This is a genomic window from Thiohalorhabdus sp. Cl-TMA, assembly GCF_041821045.1.
GTDB lineage: Bacteria > Pseudomonadota > Gammaproteobacteria > Thiohalorhabdales > Thiohalorhabdaceae > Thiohalorhabdus > Thiohalorhabdus methylotropha.
This window is the reverse complement of the sequence record NZ_JBGUAW010000002.1, coordinates 43,471-60,616: the sequence shown is the minus strand read 5'-3', so window position 1 is coordinate 60,616 and position 17,146 is coordinate 43,471. Positions and strand designations below refer to the sequence as shown.

The 17,146-nt window shown below is 70.1% G+C and carries 17 protein-coding genes and 1 pseudogene; 11 read left to right on the top strand and 7 right to left on the bottom strand.

All coding sequences use genetic code 11. From position 1 onward, the window contains the following. Window positions 1–93: 93 nt before the first annotated feature. The gene (xth, locus tag ACERLL_RS02495) at window positions 94–873 is read right to left on the bottom strand and encodes an exodeoxyribonuclease III (protein ID WP_373654483.1); all 780 of its coding nucleotides are present in this window, start codon (window positions 871–873) and stop codon (window positions 94–96) included. 133 nt (window positions 874–1,006) lie between these two features. Between xth and ACERLL_RS02490 the strand changes: the two genes are divergently transcribed. After that, window positions 1,007–1,660 carry a glutathione S-transferase family protein gene (locus ACERLL_RS02490; RefSeq protein ID WP_373654482.1) on the top strand — a complete coding sequence of 218 codons (654 nt, stop codon included), beginning with the start codon at window positions 1,007–1,009 and terminating at the stop codon, window positions 1,658–1,660. Between the two features lie 43 nt (window positions 1,661–1,703). Next, window positions 1,704–2,729 (top strand): squalene/phytoene synthase family protein, encoded by a 1,026-nt coding sequence (locus ACERLL_RS02485; RefSeq protein ID WP_373654481.1) that lies wholly within the window; start codon window positions 1,704–1,706, stop codon window positions 2,727–2,729. Here ACERLL_RS02485 and ACERLL_RS02480 read toward each other — a convergent pair. Continuing rightward, the gene (locus tag ACERLL_RS02480; protein WP_373654480.1) at window positions 2,726–3,931 is read right to left on the bottom strand and encodes a site-2 protease family protein; all 1,206 of its coding nucleotides are present in this window, start codon (window positions 3,929–3,931) and stop codon (window positions 2,726–2,728) included. The two genes, ACERLL_RS02485 and ACERLL_RS02480, sit on opposite strands and share 4 nt — an antisense overlap. A 52-nt stretch (window positions 3,932–3,983) precedes the next feature. Further along, complete coding sequence (gene radC / locus ACERLL_RS02475; RefSeq protein ID WP_373654479.1) at window positions 3,984–4,658, bottom strand: RadC family protein; 675 nt, start codon at window positions 4,656–4,658, stop codon at window positions 3,984–3,986. 210 nt (window positions 4,659–4,868) lie between these two features. Between radC and ACERLL_RS02470 the strand changes: the two genes are divergently transcribed. The 3 genes from ACERLL_RS02470 (at window position 4,869) to ACERLL_RS02460 (ending at window position 6,852) form a co-directional block, all read left to right on the top strand. Next, a complete protein-coding gene (locus tag ACERLL_RS02470) occupies window positions 4,869–5,501 on the top strand; it encodes a CBS domain-containing protein (RefSeq protein ID WP_373654478.1) in 633 nt (210 codons plus the stop codon). Between the two features lie 13 nt (window positions 5,502–5,514). Further along, complete coding sequence (locus tag ACERLL_RS02465; protein WP_373654477.1) at window positions 5,515–6,096, top strand: HPP family protein; 582 nt, start codon at window positions 5,515–5,517, stop codon at window positions 6,094–6,096. 174 nt (window positions 6,097–6,270) lie between these two features. Beyond that, the gene (locus ACERLL_RS02460) at window positions 6,271–6,852 is read left to right on the top strand and encodes an LOG family protein (RefSeq protein WP_373654476.1); all 582 of its coding nucleotides are present in this window, start codon (window positions 6,271–6,273) and stop codon (window positions 6,850–6,852) included. A gap of 158 nt (window positions 6,853–7,010) precedes the next feature. Here the strand turns inward: ACERLL_RS02460 and ACERLL_RS02455 are convergent, their stop codons facing one another. Continuing rightward, on the bottom strand, window positions 7,011–9,338 hold the full coding sequence (locus ACERLL_RS02455; RefSeq protein WP_373654475.1) for a DEAD/DEAH box helicase: 2,328 nt from the start codon (window positions 9,336–9,338) through the stop codon (window positions 7,011–7,013). 181 nt (window positions 9,339–9,519) lie between these two features. On the opposite strand from ACERLL_RS02455, the gene ACERLL_RS02450 reads away from it, so the two are divergent. The 5 genes from ACERLL_RS02450 to ACERLL_RS02430 all read left to right on the top strand — a co-directional run bounded on the left by ACERLL_RS02450 (window position 9,520) and on the right by ACERLL_RS02430 (window position 15,083). Next, window positions 9,520–11,103, top strand: a complete 1,584-nt coding sequence (locus tag ACERLL_RS02450; RefSeq protein ID WP_373654474.1) for an SLC13 family permease — start codon at window positions 9,520–9,522, stop codon at window positions 11,101–11,103. 24 nt (window positions 11,104–11,127) lie between these two features. Next, complete coding sequence (locus ACERLL_RS02445; protein ID WP_373654473.1) at window positions 11,128–11,367, top strand: hypothetical protein; 240 nt, start codon at window positions 11,128–11,130, stop codon at window positions 11,365–11,367. 18 nt (window positions 11,368–11,385) lie between these two features. Beyond that, a complete protein-coding gene (gene coaBC, locus ACERLL_RS02440) occupies window positions 11,386–12,603 on the top strand; it encodes a bifunctional phosphopantothenoylcysteine decarboxylase/phosphopantothenate--cysteine ligase CoaBC (RefSeq protein ID WP_373654472.1) in 1,218 nt (405 codons plus the stop codon). Between the two features lie 513 nt (window positions 12,604–13,116). After that, window positions 13,117–14,187, top strand: a complete 1,071-nt coding sequence (locus ACERLL_RS02435) for a class I SAM-dependent methyltransferase (protein ID WP_373654471.1) — start codon at window positions 13,117–13,119, stop codon at window positions 14,185–14,187. After that, on the top strand, window positions 14,184–15,083 hold the full coding sequence (locus tag ACERLL_RS02430; protein ID WP_373654470.1) for a CE1 family esterase: 900 nt from the start codon (window positions 14,184–14,186) through the stop codon (window positions 15,081–15,083). The genes ACERLL_RS02435 and ACERLL_RS02430 overlap by 4 nt, the downstream gene beginning before the upstream one ends. Here the strand turns inward: ACERLL_RS02430 and ACERLL_RS02425 are convergent. Both ACERLL_RS02425 and ACERLL_RS02420 read right to left on the bottom strand, forming a co-directional pair. Further along, a complete protein-coding gene (locus ACERLL_RS02425; protein ID WP_373654469.1) occupies window positions 15,080–15,259 on the bottom strand; it encodes a hypothetical protein in 180 nt (59 codons plus the stop codon). The two genes, ACERLL_RS02430 and ACERLL_RS02425, sit on opposite strands and share 4 nt — an antisense overlap. 172 nt (window positions 15,260–15,431) lie before the next feature. Beyond that, a pseudogene (locus ACERLL_RS02420) lies at window positions 15,432–15,872 on the bottom strand (MBL fold metallo-hydrolase); the annotation flags it as partial. Window positions 15,873–16,050: 178 nt separating this feature from the next. Here ACERLL_RS02420 and dut point away from each other — a divergent pair. Beyond that, a complete protein-coding gene (dut, locus tag ACERLL_RS02415; RefSeq protein WP_373654468.1) occupies window positions 16,051–16,518 on the top strand; it encodes a dUTP diphosphatase in 468 nt (155 codons plus the stop codon). A 24-nt stretch (window positions 16,519–16,542) separates the two neighbouring features. Here dut and dcd read toward each other — a convergent pair whose 3' ends face one another. After that, complete coding sequence (gene dcd / locus ACERLL_RS02410; protein ID WP_373654467.1) at window positions 16,543–17,115, bottom strand: dCTP deaminase; 573 nt, start codon at window positions 17,113–17,115, stop codon at window positions 16,543–16,545. Between the last annotated feature and the right edge of the window lie 31 nt (window positions 17,116–17,146).

Here is a 17,146-nt window from a genome sequence, read left to right as displayed (position 1 = left end):
AAGTGAGGAATCGAAAGGCAAACCAGCCTTTAGGTTTTTCCTCCGCTTCTTGGCGCCTTGGCGTTTTCTTTTCTGTCTATGCCTGGTCAGGACTCAGAGATTCAGCTCCGCCACCACCGGCGCGTGGTCGGAGGGCCGCTCCCAACGACGTGGCTCGACAAAGATATCGCACGCGGTGCAGGCCTCGGCGGCGGGCTTGCTGGCCCAGATATGGTCGATGCGCAGGCCCATGCCGCGGCGGAACTGGTTCATGCGGTAGTCCCACCAGGAGAACAGGCCGGCCTCCTCGTGGTGGAGACGGAAGCAGTCCGTGAAGCCCCAGGCCCGGATGGTCTCCAGCGCCTCCTTCTCGGGCTCGGAGAACAGCACCCGGCCCCGCCAGGCCTCCGGATCGTATACGTCACGGTCCTCGGGGGCGACGTTGAAGTCGCCCACCAGCACTACCGGATCGGCCGGATCGCAGGTCTCGTCCAGCCAGGCCCGGAGCCGCCGCATCCAGTCGAGCTTGTAGGTGTACTTCTCCGACCCCACCTCGGAGCCGTTGGGCAAGTAGATATTCACCAGCACCAGCGGCCCGAAGCGGGCGGCGATCAGGCGCGAATGGGCGTCCTCCCCGTCCGCGGGGAAGCCCCGGGCCACCTCGGTGGCCGCGTGGGGCTCCTCCCGGGCCAGGAAGGCCACGCCGTTATAGGTCTTCTGGCCGAACACGGTGGCGTGGTAGCCCGCTTCGGCGAAGAACCCGGCGGGAAACTGGTCATCCGTCACCTTGGTCTCCTGCAGGGCCAGGACATCGGGGCCGTACTCCTGCAGAAAGGCCTTCACGTGCTCCTTGCGGGTCCGAATGGAATTCACGTTCCAGGTGGCGATCTTCAAACCGGGTCTCCTCCGGGGATGGGGTCAGGGGGAAGCCCTATTGTAGCGATCCGGCTCCCCGCTGCCGACCGGGGTGGGCAACCGCCCCGTTTGTCCCTAAACTGACTGGGATTTCGAAGGAGGTTCAACGCCCATGAAGCTCGAGCTCATCAGCTTCCCCATCTGCCCCTTCGTCCAGCGATCCATCATCACCCTGCTGGAGAAGGAAGCGGCGTTTTCCACGACCTATATCGATCTGGCGGACAAGCCGGACTGGTTCCTGGCCATCAGTCCCGAGGGCAAGGTGCCGGTGATCCGGGTGGACGATTCGGAGGTGATCTTCGAATCCGCGGTCATCAACGAATTCGTCAACGAGGTCACCGACGGCGACCTGCACCCGGAGGACCCGGTGCGCCGCGCCCATAACCGGGCCTGGATCGCCCTGGGCGAGAACCTGATATTCGACCAGTTCCACATGATGATCGCCGAGGACGCCAAGCAGTTCGAGGACAAGTGGCACCAGGCGGAGCACCGGCTGGCCAAGCTCGAGCAGGCCGTCCGGGGTCCCTACTTCAACGGCGACACCTTTTCCCTGGTGGACGCCGCCTACGCCCCGCTCCTGCAGCGCTTCGCCATCCTGGAGCGGATCGTGGACCTTCCGGACTACGGGGATTTCCCGCGCATCCGCGCTTGGTGGGAAGCCCTGGCGGAGCGGGCGAGCATTCCGGGCTCGGTACCGGCCGACTTCGAAACCCAACTTCGCACCTACTTCCGGGAGAAGGGCGGCTATTTCGGACAAAAGTGCTGATTCCCCGGCCATGAAGGGGGGGCTGGAGCGAAAACCGGAGGAATTGCTGGAGGTTCTGGCGCGCTCCTTCGCGCTCAGCCTGCGGCTTCTGCCCCGCGCCATGCGGGAGCACTTCGCCCGCGCCTACCTGTTCGCCCGCGCGGCGGACACGGTGGCCGACACCGACGCGGTGGACCCCGAAGCGCGCGGGGAGACCCTGGCAGCCCTGGAGGCGGCCGCCGGCCGGCTGGCGCAGGGTGCGCCCATCACCCTGGAGCCCGCGCCGTTGGGACCGGGCGGTAGCCCGGAGGAGCGCATCCTGCTCGCCGGCCTTCCGGACATGGCCCGTTGGGTGAGCGAGATGGAGGTCCCGGCGCGCAAGCGGGCCGGGCAGGTGGCGTGCACCCTGATCCGGGCCATGCGGGACGATCTGGAGCGGTTCGCCGATACCGGCGGGCGGGTGGTGGCCTTGCCCGACGAGGCCGCCCTCGACGCCTACCTGTACGGCAACGCCGGCTGCGTGGGCGGGTACTGGGCCCTGGAGCTGGGAACCACCTCGCACCGGTTCACCGGGCTGGATGTGCAGAGCCTGGAGCGGGCCGGCATCCATCTGGGCAAGGCCCTCCAGCGGGTGAACGTGCTGCGGGACCTCGCCAAGGACATCCGCCGTGGGCGCTGCTACCTGCCGGCGAACGGCCTGGCCGCCTGCGGCCTGGAACCGCGCGACCTGTACTTTCCGGACATGATCGGCCGCATGCGGCCCTTCCTGAACACCCAGATCGCCGCCGCCCGCGCGGACCTGGAGGAGGGCCTGGAGTTCTTCCACCACCTGCCGCACCGCTGGATCCGGCGCCGGGCGGCGGCCGCCCTGCCGGCGGCGCTGGCCAAGCGCACCCTGGACCGGATCGAGGCCCGACCCGAGCGCATCCTGGATGCCCGGGACACCGTCAAGGTGCCGCGCGGCGAGGTCTATCGCCTCCTTCTGCGGCTGTTCCTGCTTCCCCCCACGGATCGCGGGCTGGACCGCCTGGTGGTGGGGCCGGAACGGCGGCTGCAGAAGCGGGCCGGCCCCCTGCCCGAGGACGGCTAGGTGTCGCGCTCCAGGGCGGCCGCCAGCTCGGGGTCCCCGTAGACCACCAGCCAGTGCAGCAGGTCCTTCCGCCGGATCAGCCCCCGCAGCCGGCCGTCCTCCACCACGGGAAGCTGGTTCACCCCTGCCCGGGCCAGCTCGCGCATGGCCTCCTGGGCATCCTGCCGCAACCGGACCCGCGCCACGCGCTCCTCCGGGACCATGATCTCGGCCACGCGGAGCCCCTCCCGTTCCTCCGGATCCCGCTCGCGCACCTCCGGCCTGCCCACAAGCCCCACCAAGCGCCCTTCCTCCACCACCGGGAAGACCCGCTGGGCCGATTCCCGGAACGGCCCCTCGGCTAGATCCCGCAGGGACATGCCCGGGGACACCGTGACCGGGTCGGCCTGCATGAGCCGTTGCACCGGCACGTCGTGAAGGGCCTCGCGCACCAGGATCTGCCGGTAGCTCGCCAGGGCAGCCGTATTCAGGAACCATCCGATGAAGGCCAGCCACAGGCCATTGATCGGCCCGCCGCCGAAGACAGGCAGGCGCGCCCCCAGGATCATGGTTACACCGGAGAGGATCAGGAGCCAGGCGAACCCCTGCCCGGCCCGGGAGGCCCACCGCGTGGCCCGGCGCAGGCTGCCGGTCATGCCCCACATCACCGCCCGCAGCATGCGGCCGCCGTCCAGGGGGAAGCCGGGGACCAGATTGAAGACGCCGAGGATGATGTTCACCGGACCGAGCCAGAACAGCAAGGTGGTCACCGGACCCAGCCGCGCCAGGCTCTCGCGCGGCCGCTCGGGATCCAGGCCCTCCGGTCCAGCACCCAGCACCCCGAGCACCAGGAAGCCCGCCCCCAGCGCCAGGCTGGTGAGGGGCCCCGCGCCCGCCATGAACAGCTCACCGCGCCAGTGCCTGGGCTCGTCCTCCATGTGGGCCAGGCCGCCGAAGATGAACAGCGTGATCCGGCGCACGGTGATGCCGTACGCGCGGCCTACCAGGGCATGGGAAAGCTCGTGCAGGAAGACCGAGGTGAAGAACAGCACGGCCGCCACGAACGCGACCAGCCAGCTGGTGGCCGGGGACCACTGGGGATGCAGTGCCGGGAAGGAGACTGCTCCCAGACTCACCAGGATCAACAGGAAGATGACGAGCAGGCTCCAGTCCATGTGGACCTCGATGCCCGCCACCGAGCCCAGCCGGATGCCTCGGTCCATCACCGACCCCCCGTGCACGCCGCGTGAACGTCCCGCGCCCCGTCCGGCTTCGCTACAGCAGGCCACGCTGGGCGAAGGAGGCCGCCTCGCCGTCGCCGATGACGAAGTGGTCCAGGAGGCGCACCTCCACCAGCTCCAGGGCCTGGCGCAGGCGGGCCGTCAGCCGCTCGTCCTCGGCGCTGGGCTCCGCCACCCCGGAAGGGTGGTTATGGGCCACGATCACCGCGGCGGCGTTGTGGTGCAGGGCCCGTTTGACCAGCTCGCGCGGATGCACCGCCGCGCCGTCGATGGTGCCCTGGAAAAGCTCCTCGAAGGCCATCACCCGGTGCCGGGTATCCAGGAACAGCGCCGCGAACACCTCGCGGGCGCGCTCGCGCAGCCGGGCGGTGAGGTACTCGCGCGCCGCCCGGGAAGATTCGATGGGCTCTTCCCGGAACAGCCCCTCGGCGAGGTAGCGGCGCGTCATCTCCGTCACCGCCCGGAGCTGCACGTACTTGGCAGCCCCCAGGCCGGGCGCCGCGCAGAACGCCGCCTCGTCGGCCGCCAGCAGCGGCCGGAGCCCGCCGAACCGGTCGAGCAGGTCCCGTGCCAGATCCACCGCGGAGCGACCCCTGCTGCCCGTGCGCAGGAAAATGGCGAGCAGCTCGGCATCGGTAAGCGCCTCCGGACCCCGGTCCGCCAGCTTCTCCCTCGGCCGGTCCTCCGCCGGCCAGTCGGTAATGGCCATTCCTCCCCCTTTTCATCGATCTCCGTATGGTCTCCGGCAGCCTAGCACGCTCCTTGCGCGCGGCGAGATGGGGACGGCACCCATGGCGCGAGGGGCACCCGCCCCGCCTCCGGGCTGTCCGGTTGTCCTCCGCCTCGCGGGGCGGGTGGCACATCCGGATAAAAGTTGTATAATTTTAACCAGATTAAATTACTCGGAAATATTCTGCTTATGGCAACGGAAGAAGGCGGCTGGCCGCCCCTGGAGCTGGAGCTCACCGAGTCGGACATCCAGGCGGCCATGGGATCCATTCCCGCCTATATCGATATCACCTCGTCGGACTTCCGGGAGATCTATCACCTGGCCTTCCGGCACGCCGTTGAGCGCCTGGCCGGGGCCATGAAGGCCCGGGACGTCATCGCCCGGTCCGTGGTGACCGTGCAACGCGACACCCCACTGCCAGAGGTCACCGCCCTGATGGTGAAGCACCGGATATCCGGCCTGCCGGTGGTGGACGAATCCGGGCGGGTGGCGGGCATCATCTCCGAGCACGACTTCGTCACCCACGCCCGGGAGGAGGACGGCCGCACCGTCATCGAGATCCTTCCGGCCGCCGGCGTTGTGGACGAGGCCGGCTCGGCGGCGCATGGATACGCCCATGTGGCGGAAGACATCATGACTCCGCAGGTGGTCACGCTGGAGGAGGATGCCCCGCTTCCGGAGATCGCTGCCCGCTTCGCCGAATGGACGGTGAACCGCCTCCCCGTGGTGGACCACCAGGACCGGCTGATCGGCCTGGTGTCCCGCTGGGACCTGGTGCAGTCGGTCTTGACCGCCTTCCGCGCCGGAGCCGATACCTCCTAGGAACATACCACCCATGCAGGGAATCCTCTCGCGGAAGGCGCGGCCCTTCCGGCGACTGCTCGTTTATGTCCTGAAAATGCGGGGCACCGGCCACGGCCCGCCCCGCCCGCCCCTGGCGGAGATCGGCTGGTCATGGCTGGGCTCCTTCCTCGGCATGGCCCTCATCGCCGTTCTGCACGCGCGGATCATGGCCCAAAGCGATCTGACGCTGCTGATCGGCTCCTTCGGGGCCTCGGCGGTGCTGGTTTTCGGCGCCATCCGCAGCCCCCTGGGCCAGCCCCGCAATCTGGTGGGCGGGCACGTGCTCTCGGCGGTGGTGGGCGTGGCCTGCTTCCAGCTGCTCGGCGACATGCCCCAGCTGGCGGTTCCGGCGGCGGTGGCAACAGCCATCGCGGTCATGCACGCCACCCGCACGCTGCACCCGCCGGGAGGCGCCACGGCGCTTATCGCGGTGATCGGCAGCGAGCGGATCCACGAGCTGGGCTACCTGTTCGCCCTGATCCCCGCCGGCTCGGGGGCGGTACTCATGCTGGTGGTTGGCCTGCTGGTGAACAACCTCTCCCGCGGCCGCCGGTACCCCCAGTTCTGGCTTTGAGGATGCACAGCGCCCCCGGGCCCGGTTTCGGGCCGGGCCGCAGAGCACCTCCCGGATCTGGCATCCCAATCTGGCGGACATCCTGCCGCTGTTTTTGTGGTGCTGGTACAGGCTCCGCATGATCCCGGATAATCGGGGCTGAACGGCACCAACCAACCTTTGGAAAGCGGCGATATGGAACGGATCTGCGTTTTCGCCGGCTCCGGAGCCGGACATCGGCCCGCCTATGCGGAAGCAGCGGATGCCCTCGGCGGACTGCTGGCCCAGCGGGGCATGGGGCTGGTCTACGGAGGCGGACATACCGGCCTCATGGGTGTTCTGGCGGACGCGACGCTGCGCGCCGGCGGCGAGGTGATCGGGGTGATCCCCGAGGCGCTGCGCACCCTGGAGCTGGCCCATGAGCGTTTACCGGAGCTGGAAGTGGTGGGCTCCATGCACGCCCGCAAGGCGCGCATGGCGGAGCTCGCCGACGCCTTCATCGCGCTGCCCGGCGGAATCGGCACCCTGGAGGAGCTCTTCGAGGTCTTCACCTGGGCCCAGCTCGGCCTGCACGCCAAGCCCTGCGGGCTGCTCAACGCCGCCGGGTTCTACGATCCCCTGACCCACTTCCTCGACGAGACGGTCACCGAGGGATTCCTGCGGCCGGAGCAGCGGGCCCTTCTGGAGGTGGCCCCCGATGCCGCCGGCCTGCTGGAAGCCCTGGAAAACGCCCACCCGCCCCGCGCCCATCGCTGGATCGGTCCGGACCAGACCTGAGGGGGAGCACCCAAGGGAATGGACCGCCGCCGGAGACCTGCTGTTTGCCAGCACCCATCCGCGCAGCGGCTCTATTCCGCAGGCCGCGGTGGAGCATGCCCTGTGGGGCAACTATCTGTTCATGCTGGGACTGGGCCCGTACTTCTGCGGCGAATCACTCAGCTGACTCCGCGAGACCGATCCGGCGGTGCACTCCCCAGCCAATGGGCTAGCAGGGCCACGGCACCTCCCTTGTCCAAGGGCTCGTTGGCGTTGCCGCACTGGGGATCCTGCACGCAGGAAGGACACCCTGCTTGGCAGGGGCACGCACGCAGGGCGTGGAGGGTGGCGGTGAGCCAGTCGCCAAGGGTCTCGAAACCGCGCCTCGAAAATCCGATGCCGCCCTCGTAGCCGTCGTAGACGAAGATCGCCGGACCGCCCAGGGGCGGAAAGAGGGGGTAGCTGACGCCGCCCACGTCGGTGGCGTCACACAGGGCGAACAGCGGCAGCATCTTGATGATGGCGTGCTCGGCCGCGTGCAGGGCCCCGGGCAGGTCCCCGCCCGCTTCCCGTACGGCGGACTGCGCCGCCCCCGTCACCGGCAGCCACAGGCCCTCCGTGTCGAAAGTGGTGGGGGGCAGGTCCAGATTGTGGGTGCCGATGCGCTTGCCGTCATTGGTGCGGCGGCGCTCGTAGCCGGTAACCCGCCGCGTGATGCGCAGGTCGCCCCAATGCGGGATCAGCCGATTGCCACGCCGGCGGCGCCGGACTTCCCGGACCTCGGTATCCTCGTCGGACAAGGCGCGGGTGTAGTAGTGGACCTTTTCCGGCCGCGCCACGGCGTAGCGCCCTTCCAGGTTCAGCTCGAGGATGCGGTGGTTGCGGCCCCGGTGCAGGTAAACGGCACCGGGGAAGGCCTCGCGCAGCACCCGGTCGCCATCCAGGTCGCCCAGGGGCTTGCCCGCCTCGTCCAGGATGCGGAAGGCAGGACCGATGGACCGGATGCCCACCGCCCGCTGCGGGCCGGGCAGGGCGGAATACCAGGCCGCACCCTCCCGGCGCAGGTCGCCGCCGGCCTCCAGGTCGGCCAGCGCCCCCCGGAAGCCGTCGGGGTCGTCGCCGATGTAGACCGGGTCGTCGGCGCCCAGGGGCAGCTCGGCGGCGGCGCAGGGCAAATGCTGACCGAGCAGGCGGGGATTCGCCGGGTCCACCACCACGGCCTCGTGGCTGCGCTCAAAAAACGTCTCCGGGTGGCGCATGAAGTACTGGTCCAGGGCGTCGTTGCCGGCCACCAGGAAAATCACCGCATCCTCCCCGCGCCGACCCACCCGCCCGGCGCGCTGCCAGGTGCTCGCCACCGAGCCCGGATAGCCCACCAGAACGCAGGCATCCAGCTCGCCGATGTCCACGCCCAGCTCCAGGGCGGAGGTGGAGATGACGCCATCCAGCTCCCCGGAGAACAGGCGCTGCTCGATGGCCCGGCGCTCGCCGGGGAGGAAGCCGGCCCGGTAGGGGCTGATGCGCTCGGCCAGGGCGCCGCCGCGCTCCGCCGCCCACTGGTAGACCAGCTCCGTGGCACGCCGGGCGCGGGTGAAGGCGATGGACTTGAGCCCCGTCTCCAGGCAGCGCAGGAACAGGTCGGTGGCGGTGGTGTAGGGGCTGGCCTGGGGGTTCACGAAGTAGAAGTGCTTGCCGCCGCTCGGGGCGCCGCTATCGGTTACCGCGGTGCACGACACGCCCAGGAGGCTCTCCGCCAGCTCGCCGGGATTGGCGATGGTGGCAGAGCAAGCGATGAACTGCGGCTCCGAACCGTAGTGGCGTGCCACTCGGCGCAGGCGCCGGAAGACCTGGGCGGCATGGCTCCCGAACACGCCACGGTAGGTATGGATCTCGTCCACTACCACGTAGCGCAGGTTGGCGAAGAGCTTCGCCCACTTGTCGTGGTGGGGCAGCAGGCCCAGGTGGAGCATGTCCGGGTTGGTGAACAGGGCCGTGGGGAGCCGTTGTCGGATCTTGGTGCGGCGGTGCCCCGGCGTATCACCGTCGTAGACCTCGGCGCCCCGTACCGGCGTCCGCTCGCGGGGTCCCGGCTCGGGGTGCAGGTCGAGCGCTTCCATGAGGGCGTCCAGGCCGCCCACCTGGTCCTGCTCCAGGCCCTTCAGGGGAAAAACGTACAGCGCCCGGGCCTCGGGATCCGCCAGCGCCGCCTCCAGCACGGGAAGGTTGTAGATGAGGCTCTTTCCCGAGGCGGTGGGGGTCATGGCCACCACGTGCTCGCCGCGCCGCGCCGCCGCCACGCCCTCGGCCTGATGGGCGTAGACCCGCTCCATGCCCCGGGCGGCCAGCACCTCGGCGATGCGCGGGTCCAGGTCCAGGTCGCCGTAGGTGGCGGGCCGCGGCGGGACGTAGCGATAGTGGGCCCGTTCCCGGCAAAAGCGGTCCTCGCCCTCCAGGTCGGATCGGAGGGTATCCAGGGGGGTTTGGGCGTGGGCTTTCTTGATGGCCATGCCTAGGGTCTTCCTTGGGATGCAGGCCCGGAAAGGATACAGAAAACGCCATGCCCCCAGTACGCCAAGGCGGAAAGGCAATTCGAGAGCCCCTCGTGCGAACCGCACAAGAGGTTGTATCCTTGAGCCCTTCGCGGTTCTTGGCGATTTCTCCGCTTCTTGGCGTTTTCTTCCGTCCCGCATGTTCCCACAGAGGGGGAGGTCCGTGCCCAGCACCCCCGCCGCGCGCCGCCTGCTGCTATTCGCCGCTGCCGCGGCGGGAACCGCGGTAATCTGCGCCCTGCCCACGCCGGGCGACCTGTCCGTGCGCGGTCAGTACGCCCTGGCCACGCTGTTCTTCGCCGCATTCCTGTGGATCACCGCTGCCCTGCCTCTGGCGGTGACGGCCCTGTCCATCCCGGTGCTGCTCACGCTGCTGGGGGTGTACAGCGACATCGATCCGGCCCTGGCCGGCTTCGCCAACCACCTGATCTTCCTGTTCATAGCCGGATTCATGCTGGCCAACGCCCTGCAGAAGTACGGCATCGACCGCCGTATCGCCCTGCGCATCCTGGCGGAGATGGGCACCTCGCCCCGGCTGCTGGTGCTGGCGATGATGCTGGCCACCGCCGTCCTGTCCATGTGGGTGTCCAACACCGCCACCACCGCCATGATGGTGCCCATAGCCGTGGGAATTCTGGCTCAGGTGGTGGGGCGCCACGCCGTGCGGACGGACGCCGACCCCGCCGCGGGATTCACCAACATGCAGGTGGCCATGCTCCTGGGTACCGCCTACGGCGCCTCCATCGGCGGCGTGGCCACGCTCATCGGCACCCCGCCCAACACGGTGGTGGCCGCCCAGCTGGACAAGCTGCTGGGCTACGCCATCGGCTTCGCCGACTGGCTGCTGATCGGCCTGCCCATCGCCGTGATCACCCTGCCGCTGGCCTGGTACCTGCTTACCTTCTGGCTCTACCCACCGGAGGAGCTGGACGTGGCCGAAGCCCGCGCCGAGGCGGAGCGGAGTCTGGCCGACGAAGGGCCGCTGGGGCCGCGCGGCCGGCGGGTGGCCTGGATCTTCGCCGCCACGGCGGGCCTCTGGGTGCTCGGCGGCCTGGACTTCCTGACCGCGGGCTGGCTGCCGGAATCCGCCCAGACCACCCTGTTCGGCGGCGAGGGCGCCACCCTCCTCGGCACCACGCACGGCCACCAGGGGATGCTCTACTATGTGGTGGTCGGGCTGGCCGCCATCCCCGCCCTGGTCCTCGCGGACACCATGGAATGGGATGACCTGGCGGCCATCGACTGGGGCACCATTCTGCTGTTCGGCGGCGGCATCTGCCTCGCCGACGCCTTCGCCCGGACCGGGGCCACCGCCTGGGTGGCCGACACCTTCTTCCAGGCGCTCACGGGCACGCCCATCGTCCTCATCGTGGGGGCGGTGGTGCTGCTGGTGATCTTCCTCACGGAGGTCACCTCCAATACCGCCACCGCCACCATCATCGCGCCACTGCTGATCGGCATGGGCGGCCTGCTGGCGGGCACCCTGGACCTCTCCGAGACCGGCGCCGCGGTGTTCCTGGCGGTGGCGGGCGGCGTAGCGGCGAGCTTCGCCTTCGCCCTGCCGGTGGCGACCCCGCCCAACGCCATCGCCTTCGGCTCCGGCCGCCTCCGGCAGGTCCACATGATGCGGGCGGGACTGGTGCTGAACCTGGTGATGACCCTGGTACTTACGGCACTCATCACGCTTATGTTCTATCATGTCTGGCCCGGCCTGCTATGGTGACCATTCCGTGATCCGGAGACCCGCATGCCCGATCCACAGTCCAATCCGGTAAGCAGCCTCCTCGACCGGTTCATCCCGCCCGCGGTGCTCGCCCTGGCGGCCTACGTGGGGCTCTGGGCCCTGGCGCGCGGCGGAGTGATCCCGCTGCCCCCGGAAACGGCGGGCTGGACCGGCCTGGGCGTCGGCGCGCTCCTGGGTCTTCTCCTGGATCGGCTTCCCGGCGGCGGGACGAAAAATGCCCCGGGCACGGACGACGATGACTGACACCGCGGTTCCCCGGCCATGAGCGACTCCCCCGGACAGCCCGGCACCGACCCCCTCGCCGGCGCCCGCATCCTGCTGGGCGTCAGTGGCTCCATCGCCGCCTACAAGGCCCCGGAGCTGGTGCGTCGGCTGCGCGAGGCGGGGGCGGCGGTGCGCGTGGTGCTCACGGAAGGGGGCGCCCACTTCGTCACCCCCATGGCCCTGCAGGCGGTGAGCGGTGAACCGGTGCGCACGGCGCTTCTCGACCCGGCGGAGGAATCGGCCATGGACCATATCGCCCTGGCGCGCTGGGCAGACGCCCTGCTGGTGGCGCCGGCTTCGGCCGACACGCTTGCGCGCCTGGCCCAGGGACGGGCCGACGACTTGCTGGGGGCGATCCATCTGGCCACCACCGCGCCCGTGCTCCTCGCCCCGGCCATGAACCACCGCATGTGGGCCCACCCGGCCACCCGCCGTAATTCGGCCCAGGTGCAGGCCGACGGCGCCGCCCTGCTCGGCCCCGGGGCCGGAGACCAGGCATGTGGGGAGGAGGGGCCGGGGCGCCTGCTGGAGCCGGGCGAGCTGGTGGCACACCTGCGCCTCCACTTGGCCCCCAAGCCGCTGGCGGACAAGCGCGTGGTGGTCACCGCCGGCCCCACCCGCGAGCCCCTGGACCCGGTACGGTTCGTGAGCAACCACTCTTCCGGAAAGATGGGCTACGCCCTGGCCGGCGCCGCCGCCGAGCTCGGTGCGGCGGTTACCCTGGTGAGCGGCCCCACGGAGCTTTCCGCGCCGACGGGGGTGGAGCGCATTGCGGTGGAGACCGCGGAAGAGATGTTGGCCGCCGTGCGCGCCCGCATCGGCGGCAGCGACCTGTTCATCGGCTGCGCGGCCGTGAGCGACCACCGCCCCGAGGAGGTGCCGACGCACAAGCGCAAGGGCAAGGAGCCCTTCGCCTTGGCGCTCACCCCCAACCCCGACATCCTCGCCGAGGTGGCAGGCCTCGATCCGGGCCCCCTGACCCTGGGCTTCGCCGCCGAGACCCACGAGGTCCTGGCGCATGGCCGGGAGAAGCGGGCCGCCAAGGGGGTGGACTGGATCGCGGTGAACGACGTGACCGAAGCCGGGGCCGGCTTCGGAGGGGACACCAACCGCGTGACCCTGCTCGGCCCCGAGGTGGAGGAGTCCCTGCCCTTCGGCACCAAGCGCGAGGTGGCGCGCGCCCTCCTGGCCCGGCTGGCGCCCCGGCTCGCCTAGCCCAGCCTTCCCCGGTCCCTCTCCGGGCTCGGTCCGGAATTTCCGTTCCCCCGAAACCCTGATTATCGTTGACGCCCCGCCGCGGGCGGCGTAGTGAAAATAAGAAGGGGCCCGCCCGGGTTCCTCACCGCCCCGGGAGGTTACGTTTTGGGGCATTCCTGGAGCCTGAAAGGAGCCCATGCCGAGGCCTGTACCTGCGCCGCCATGGCCTCGCCCTTCGATTATGCCGGGCCCTGAGCACGCACCATGGGCGGTTCCGTCCGCGCGGACACCGCCCTTTCGGGCTCCGGCGTCGGCATTCGGGATTGGACCCGGATGCGCGGCCCAGCTTTCCCCGGGGTGGTGGCGGGTCTGACCTGGGGGAACCCGGTCAGCATGGCCTAGACCTAGGCCCGCGAGGTGCCTCCCGGCAAACCGCTCCGCATGAAACGGCGCGACAGGGCGGAAGAGGCCGGCCCTCCCGGCCGGATCCATCCCGTACCGGGTGGCGACTGCCGCCCCAGGAGTATCGTTATGCTGGATCCCCGCCAGCCGGACCCCGAACGCACCAAGGCCTTCGTGGGTCAGGTGGTTTCCGACCTCGGCGCCGCCTTCTCCGGAGTAATGACCAACCTGGGCCACAAGCTGGGACTGTACCGGGCCCTGGCGGACGCCGGGACGCTCACGCCCGGGCAGCTCGCCGCCCGCACCGGAACCCGCGAGCGCTATGTCCGCGAATGGCTGAGCAACCAGGCCGCCGGGGGCTATCTGGACTACGATCCGGCCACCGGCACCTACAGCCTCCCCGAGGAGCACGCCGCGGTACTCGCCGTGGAGGACAGCCCGGTGTTCATGGCCGCCGCCTTCGACGTGGCCTCGGCGCTGTGGCACGACGAGGACCTGATCGCCGAGGCCTTCCGCACCGGCAACGGCATCGGCTGGCACCAGCACCATCCCCGTCTGTTCGACGGTACCGCGGCCTTCTTCCGTACGGGCTACCGGGCCCACCTCACCGACTCGTGGATACCCGCCCTGGAAGGCGTGGAGGACAAGCTGCGCCGGGGCGCCCGGGTGGCGGACGTAGGCTGCGGGTACGGCATCTCCACCATCCTCATGGCCCAGACCTATCCTGCCTCCCATTTCTACGGATTCGACTACCACGCCCCGAGCATCCAGGTGGCGCGCCGCAATGCCGAGGAAGCGGGCGTGCACCAGCGCACCTTCTTCGAAGAGCTGGATGCCGGCCAGCTGCCGAACCGGGAGTATGACCTGATCTGCTTCATGGACTGCCTGCACGACCTCGGCGATCCCCTCGGCGCCGCCCGCCGCGCCCGGGAGGCGCTGGCGGAGAACGGTACGGTCATGCTGGTGGAGCCTTTCGCCGGCGACTCGGTGACGGACAATACCAATCCCGTGGGCCGGCTGTTCTACGCCGCCTCCACGGGCTTCTGCACGCCGCACTCGCTTTCCCAGGAGGGGGCCGCGGGGCTTGGCGCCCAGGCGGGCGAGCAGCGGCTGCGGGCCTTGCTGGCGGAGGCGGGGCTCCGGCACTTCCGGCGCGCCGCCGAGACCCCCTTCAACCTGGTCCTGGAGACCCGGCCATGAGCATCCCGCCGCGGGGACGCCGGATCCTGTTGGGGCTCGCTCTGCTGCTGGCCTGTATGGGAGCCGCCCAGGCCGCCCGCGAAATGGTGCTGGAAGGCCCCCGACCCGTGCGGGTCCTGGTGCCCGAGGACGTTTCGGCGCCCTCCCGGCCGCTGGTGGTGCTGTTGCACGGCTACGGGGTGAACGCCCGCAAGCAGGACGCCTATCTCCGGCTCAGCCCCCTGGTGGACCGGCGCCGTTTCCTGCTCGCCCTGCCCGACGGCACCGTAGACCGTGCCGGAAAGCGGGGCTGGAACGCGGGTAGGACCTTCGGCAATCCTTACGGCCACCGGGCCGACGACGCCGCTTACCTCGCCGCGGTCATCCGGCGCCTTCAAGCGCGCTTTTCCGCCGATCCGCGGCGGATCTTTCTCGTCGGCCATTCCAACGGCGGCCGCATGGCCTACCAGCTGGTTTGCCGCCATCCGGGGACGGCCGCGGCCCTGGTCAGCCTCGCGGGAGCGCAGCTCGGCGATCCGTCGCGGCAGTGTCCCCCGGGCCCGGCCCTGCGGGTGCTGCAGATCCATGGTACCGCCGATGCCAAGGCCGCCTACGGGGGCGGCCGATTCCAGGGCCGTGCCCACCCCTCCGCGGAGGAGGCGGCCGCACAGTGGGCAGCCTACGACGGCTGTCCGCCGCGGCCCGCCCCCGACGGGGAGCGCCTGGACCTCGAAGTCACCGTACCCGGGCCGGATACCACCGCCCGGACCCATGCCCGGGGCTGTCGGCCGGGCGGCGCGGTCACCCTGTGGAGCGTGGAAGGCGGCGGTCATGTTCCGCGCCTCGCACCGGTCGGGGAAAGCACCGCCCTGGCCCGGGCCATCATGGACTGGCTGCGGGTGCCCCGGCTCCGCTAGGCCACGCCCGCCGCTCCGCTCATCATGCGCTCCAGCTCCGCCTGGTCGGGTCCCCGGAAGGGCGGGGCACCGCGTGCCTGGGCCAGCGCCCCAAGGAGCGTTCCGGTCATGCCCTCCGCCGGCGGGAGGTGGCTGCTCAGGACCGTGCTGGGCGTCAGCGCCCGCACCGTCTCCAAGGGCCTCCCCGTAGCGGTTTTCCTCCGCCAGCGCCAGCCAGGGCGCATCCACGGTGGCCCAGGTGATCATGCCCGCCCGCAGCGCCTCCTCCGGCACCGCGCGGGCCTCCTCCGCTGGCGTTTCCAGCAGGGCGCCGAAGCAGTCCGCCGAGAACAGCGCCCGGGTCTCCGTATCCAGGAAGCCCGCCGTTTCCGGCGCGTCGTAGACGGGTGGCGCGATGGCCGCCAGCTCCCGGTCGCCCACGTCCAGGCGCTGCCCCGGATTCAGGAGGTGGACCCGGTCCGTGGGCAGCCCGGCGAGTCCCATCTTGGCCATCCCCAGGAAGGTGGTGACCACGCGCGCCGCAGGCGCCGCATCGAGAACGGCGGCGAGGTTGCCCAGATGGTCCCAGTCCGTATGGGTGAGCCAGATCCAGCGCAGGTCCGCGGGGTCCACCTGACCGGCCAGCGCCTGGAGAAACGGTTCCCGCAGCGCGGCGAGGCCGGTGTCCACCAGCACGGGCTGGCGGGCGAGGAGAAGGAAGGCGTTGACGGGCAGGGTGCCGAAGCCGGGAACCGGCAGCAGGCTGGGAAGGATAGGGGTCACCGGAGCCACCGGGCGGGGCCCCAGCATGCGGGGCTGGTCCATGGCGTGCCCTCCTCGGGCGTAGCGGGGCCGGACCCCGCGCAAGGAGGCCGGCCCGGGATGCCGACGACAGGCGCACGGATTGTCAATACGGGGCATACCCCCTATGTTTGCCCCACGAAACAGTGGCCGCGCACGCCATCGAAACCAGCCAACGAGGAATCCCATGCGCCATTCCCCCCTTCCGGTCCAGGTGATGCGGCTGGACCACGGAGCCGACCTGCCCCTGCCTGAATACGCCTCCGCCCATGCCAGCGGCGCGGATCTGCTCGCTGCCGTGGACGAACCCGTCACGCTCCAGCCGGGAGAACGGACCCTGGTCCCCTCGGGGATCGCCGTGGCGGTACCCGAAGGCTATGAGGCGCAAGTCCGGCCACGGTCGGGACTGGCCGCCAAGCAGGGGGTAACGGTGCTCAATACGCCGGGGACCATCGACGCCGACTACCGGGGGGAAATCAAGGTCATCCTGATCAATCTGGGCGGGGAGCCGGTCACCCTGGAGCGCGGGGACCGCATCGCGCAGCTGGTGGTGGCCCCGGTGACCCGGGTCCTCTGGGAGCCTACCGAACAACTGTCGGACACCGAGCGCGGCGACGGCGGGCTCGGCTCCACCGGGGTGCGCCCGAGCTCCTGAAGCCGGGAGGGTGTGTGCCGCCGCTTAGGAGCGGGGCAGGGTCACCCCCCACTGGCCCTGGTATTTGCCGGCGCGGTCGGCGTAGGACACCTCGCAGGACTCGTCCGACTCCAGGAACAGGATCTGCGCCACGCCCTCGTTGGCGTAGATCTTGGCCGGCAGCGGCGTGGTGTTGGAGAACTCCAGGGTGACGTGACCCTCCCACTCCGGCTCCAGCGGGGTCACATTGACGATGATCCCGCAGCGGGCATAGGTGGATTTGCCGATGCAGATGGTGAGCACGTCGCGCGGAATGCGCAGGTACTCCAGGGTGCGGGCGAGGGCGAAGCTGTTGGGCGGGATGACGCACTCCGGGCCCTTGAAGTCCACGAAGCTGTCCTCGCTGAAGGCCTTGGGGTCCACCATGGCGTTGCGCACATTGGTGAATACCTTGAATTCGTCGGCCACGCGGATGTCGTAGCCGTAGCTGGACAGCCCGTAGGAGATCACCTTCTCCCCGGTCTCGGCGTTGCCCTTCACCTGCCCGTCCACGAACGGCTCGATCATGCCGTGCTCGTGGGACATCTCCCGGATCCAGCGATCGGACTTGATGGCCATGACTCCCTCGCCCTTGCCTCGGATTGGATTC

Coding starts and splice junctions, on each gene's coding strand:
- ACERLL_RS02480 (WP_373654480.1), bottom strand. CDS start 3,931: ATGGACCGAGGCATCCGGCTGGGCTCGGTGGCGGGCATCGAGGTCCAC.
- ACERLL_RS02490 (WP_373654482.1), top strand. CDS start 1,007: ATGAAGCTCGAGCTCATCAGCTTCCCCATCTGCCCCTTCGTCCAGCGA.
- ACERLL_RS02460 (WP_373654476.1), top strand. CDS start 6,271: ATGGAACGGATCTGCGTTTTCGCCGGCTCCGGAGCCGGACATCGGCCC.
- dut (WP_373654468.1), top strand. CDS start 16,051: ATGCGCCATTCCCCCCTTCCGGTCCAGGTGATGCGGCTGGACCACGGA.
- ACERLL_RS02445 (WP_373654473.1), top strand. CDS start 11,128: ATGCCCGATCCACAGTCCAATCCGGTAAGCAGCCTCCTCGACCGGTTC.
- ACERLL_RS02455 (WP_373654475.1), bottom strand. CDS start 9,338: ATGGCCATCAAGAAAGCCCACGCCCAAACCCCCCTGGATACCCTCCGA.
- ACERLL_RS02450 (WP_373654474.1), top strand. CDS start 9,520: ATGTTCCCACAGAGGGGGAGGTCCGTGCCCAGCACCCCCGCCGCGCGC.
- ACERLL_RS02465 (WP_373654477.1), top strand. CDS start 5,515: ATGCAGGGAATCCTCTCGCGGAAGGCGCGGCCCTTCCGGCGACTGCTC.
- ACERLL_RS02470 (WP_373654478.1), top strand. CDS start 4,869: ATGGCAACGGAAGAAGGCGGCTGGCCGCCCCTGGAGCTGGAGCTCACC.
- coaBC (WP_373654472.1), top strand. CDS start 11,386: ATGAGCGACTCCCCCGGACAGCCCGGCACCGACCCCCTCGCCGGCGCC.
- ACERLL_RS02435 (WP_373654471.1), top strand. CDS start 13,117: ATGCTGGATCCCCGCCAGCCGGACCCCGAACGCACCAAGGCCTTCGTG.
- dcd (WP_373654467.1), bottom strand. CDS start 17,115: ATGGCCATCAAGTCCGATCGCTGGATCCGGGAGATGTCCCACGAGCAC.
- ACERLL_RS02430 (WP_373654470.1), top strand. CDS start 14,184: ATGAGCATCCCGCCGCGGGGACGCCGGATCCTGTTGGGGCTCGCTCTG.
- radC (WP_373654479.1), bottom strand. CDS start 4,658: ATGGCCATTACCGACTGGCCGGCGGAGGACCGGCCGAGGGAGAAGCTG.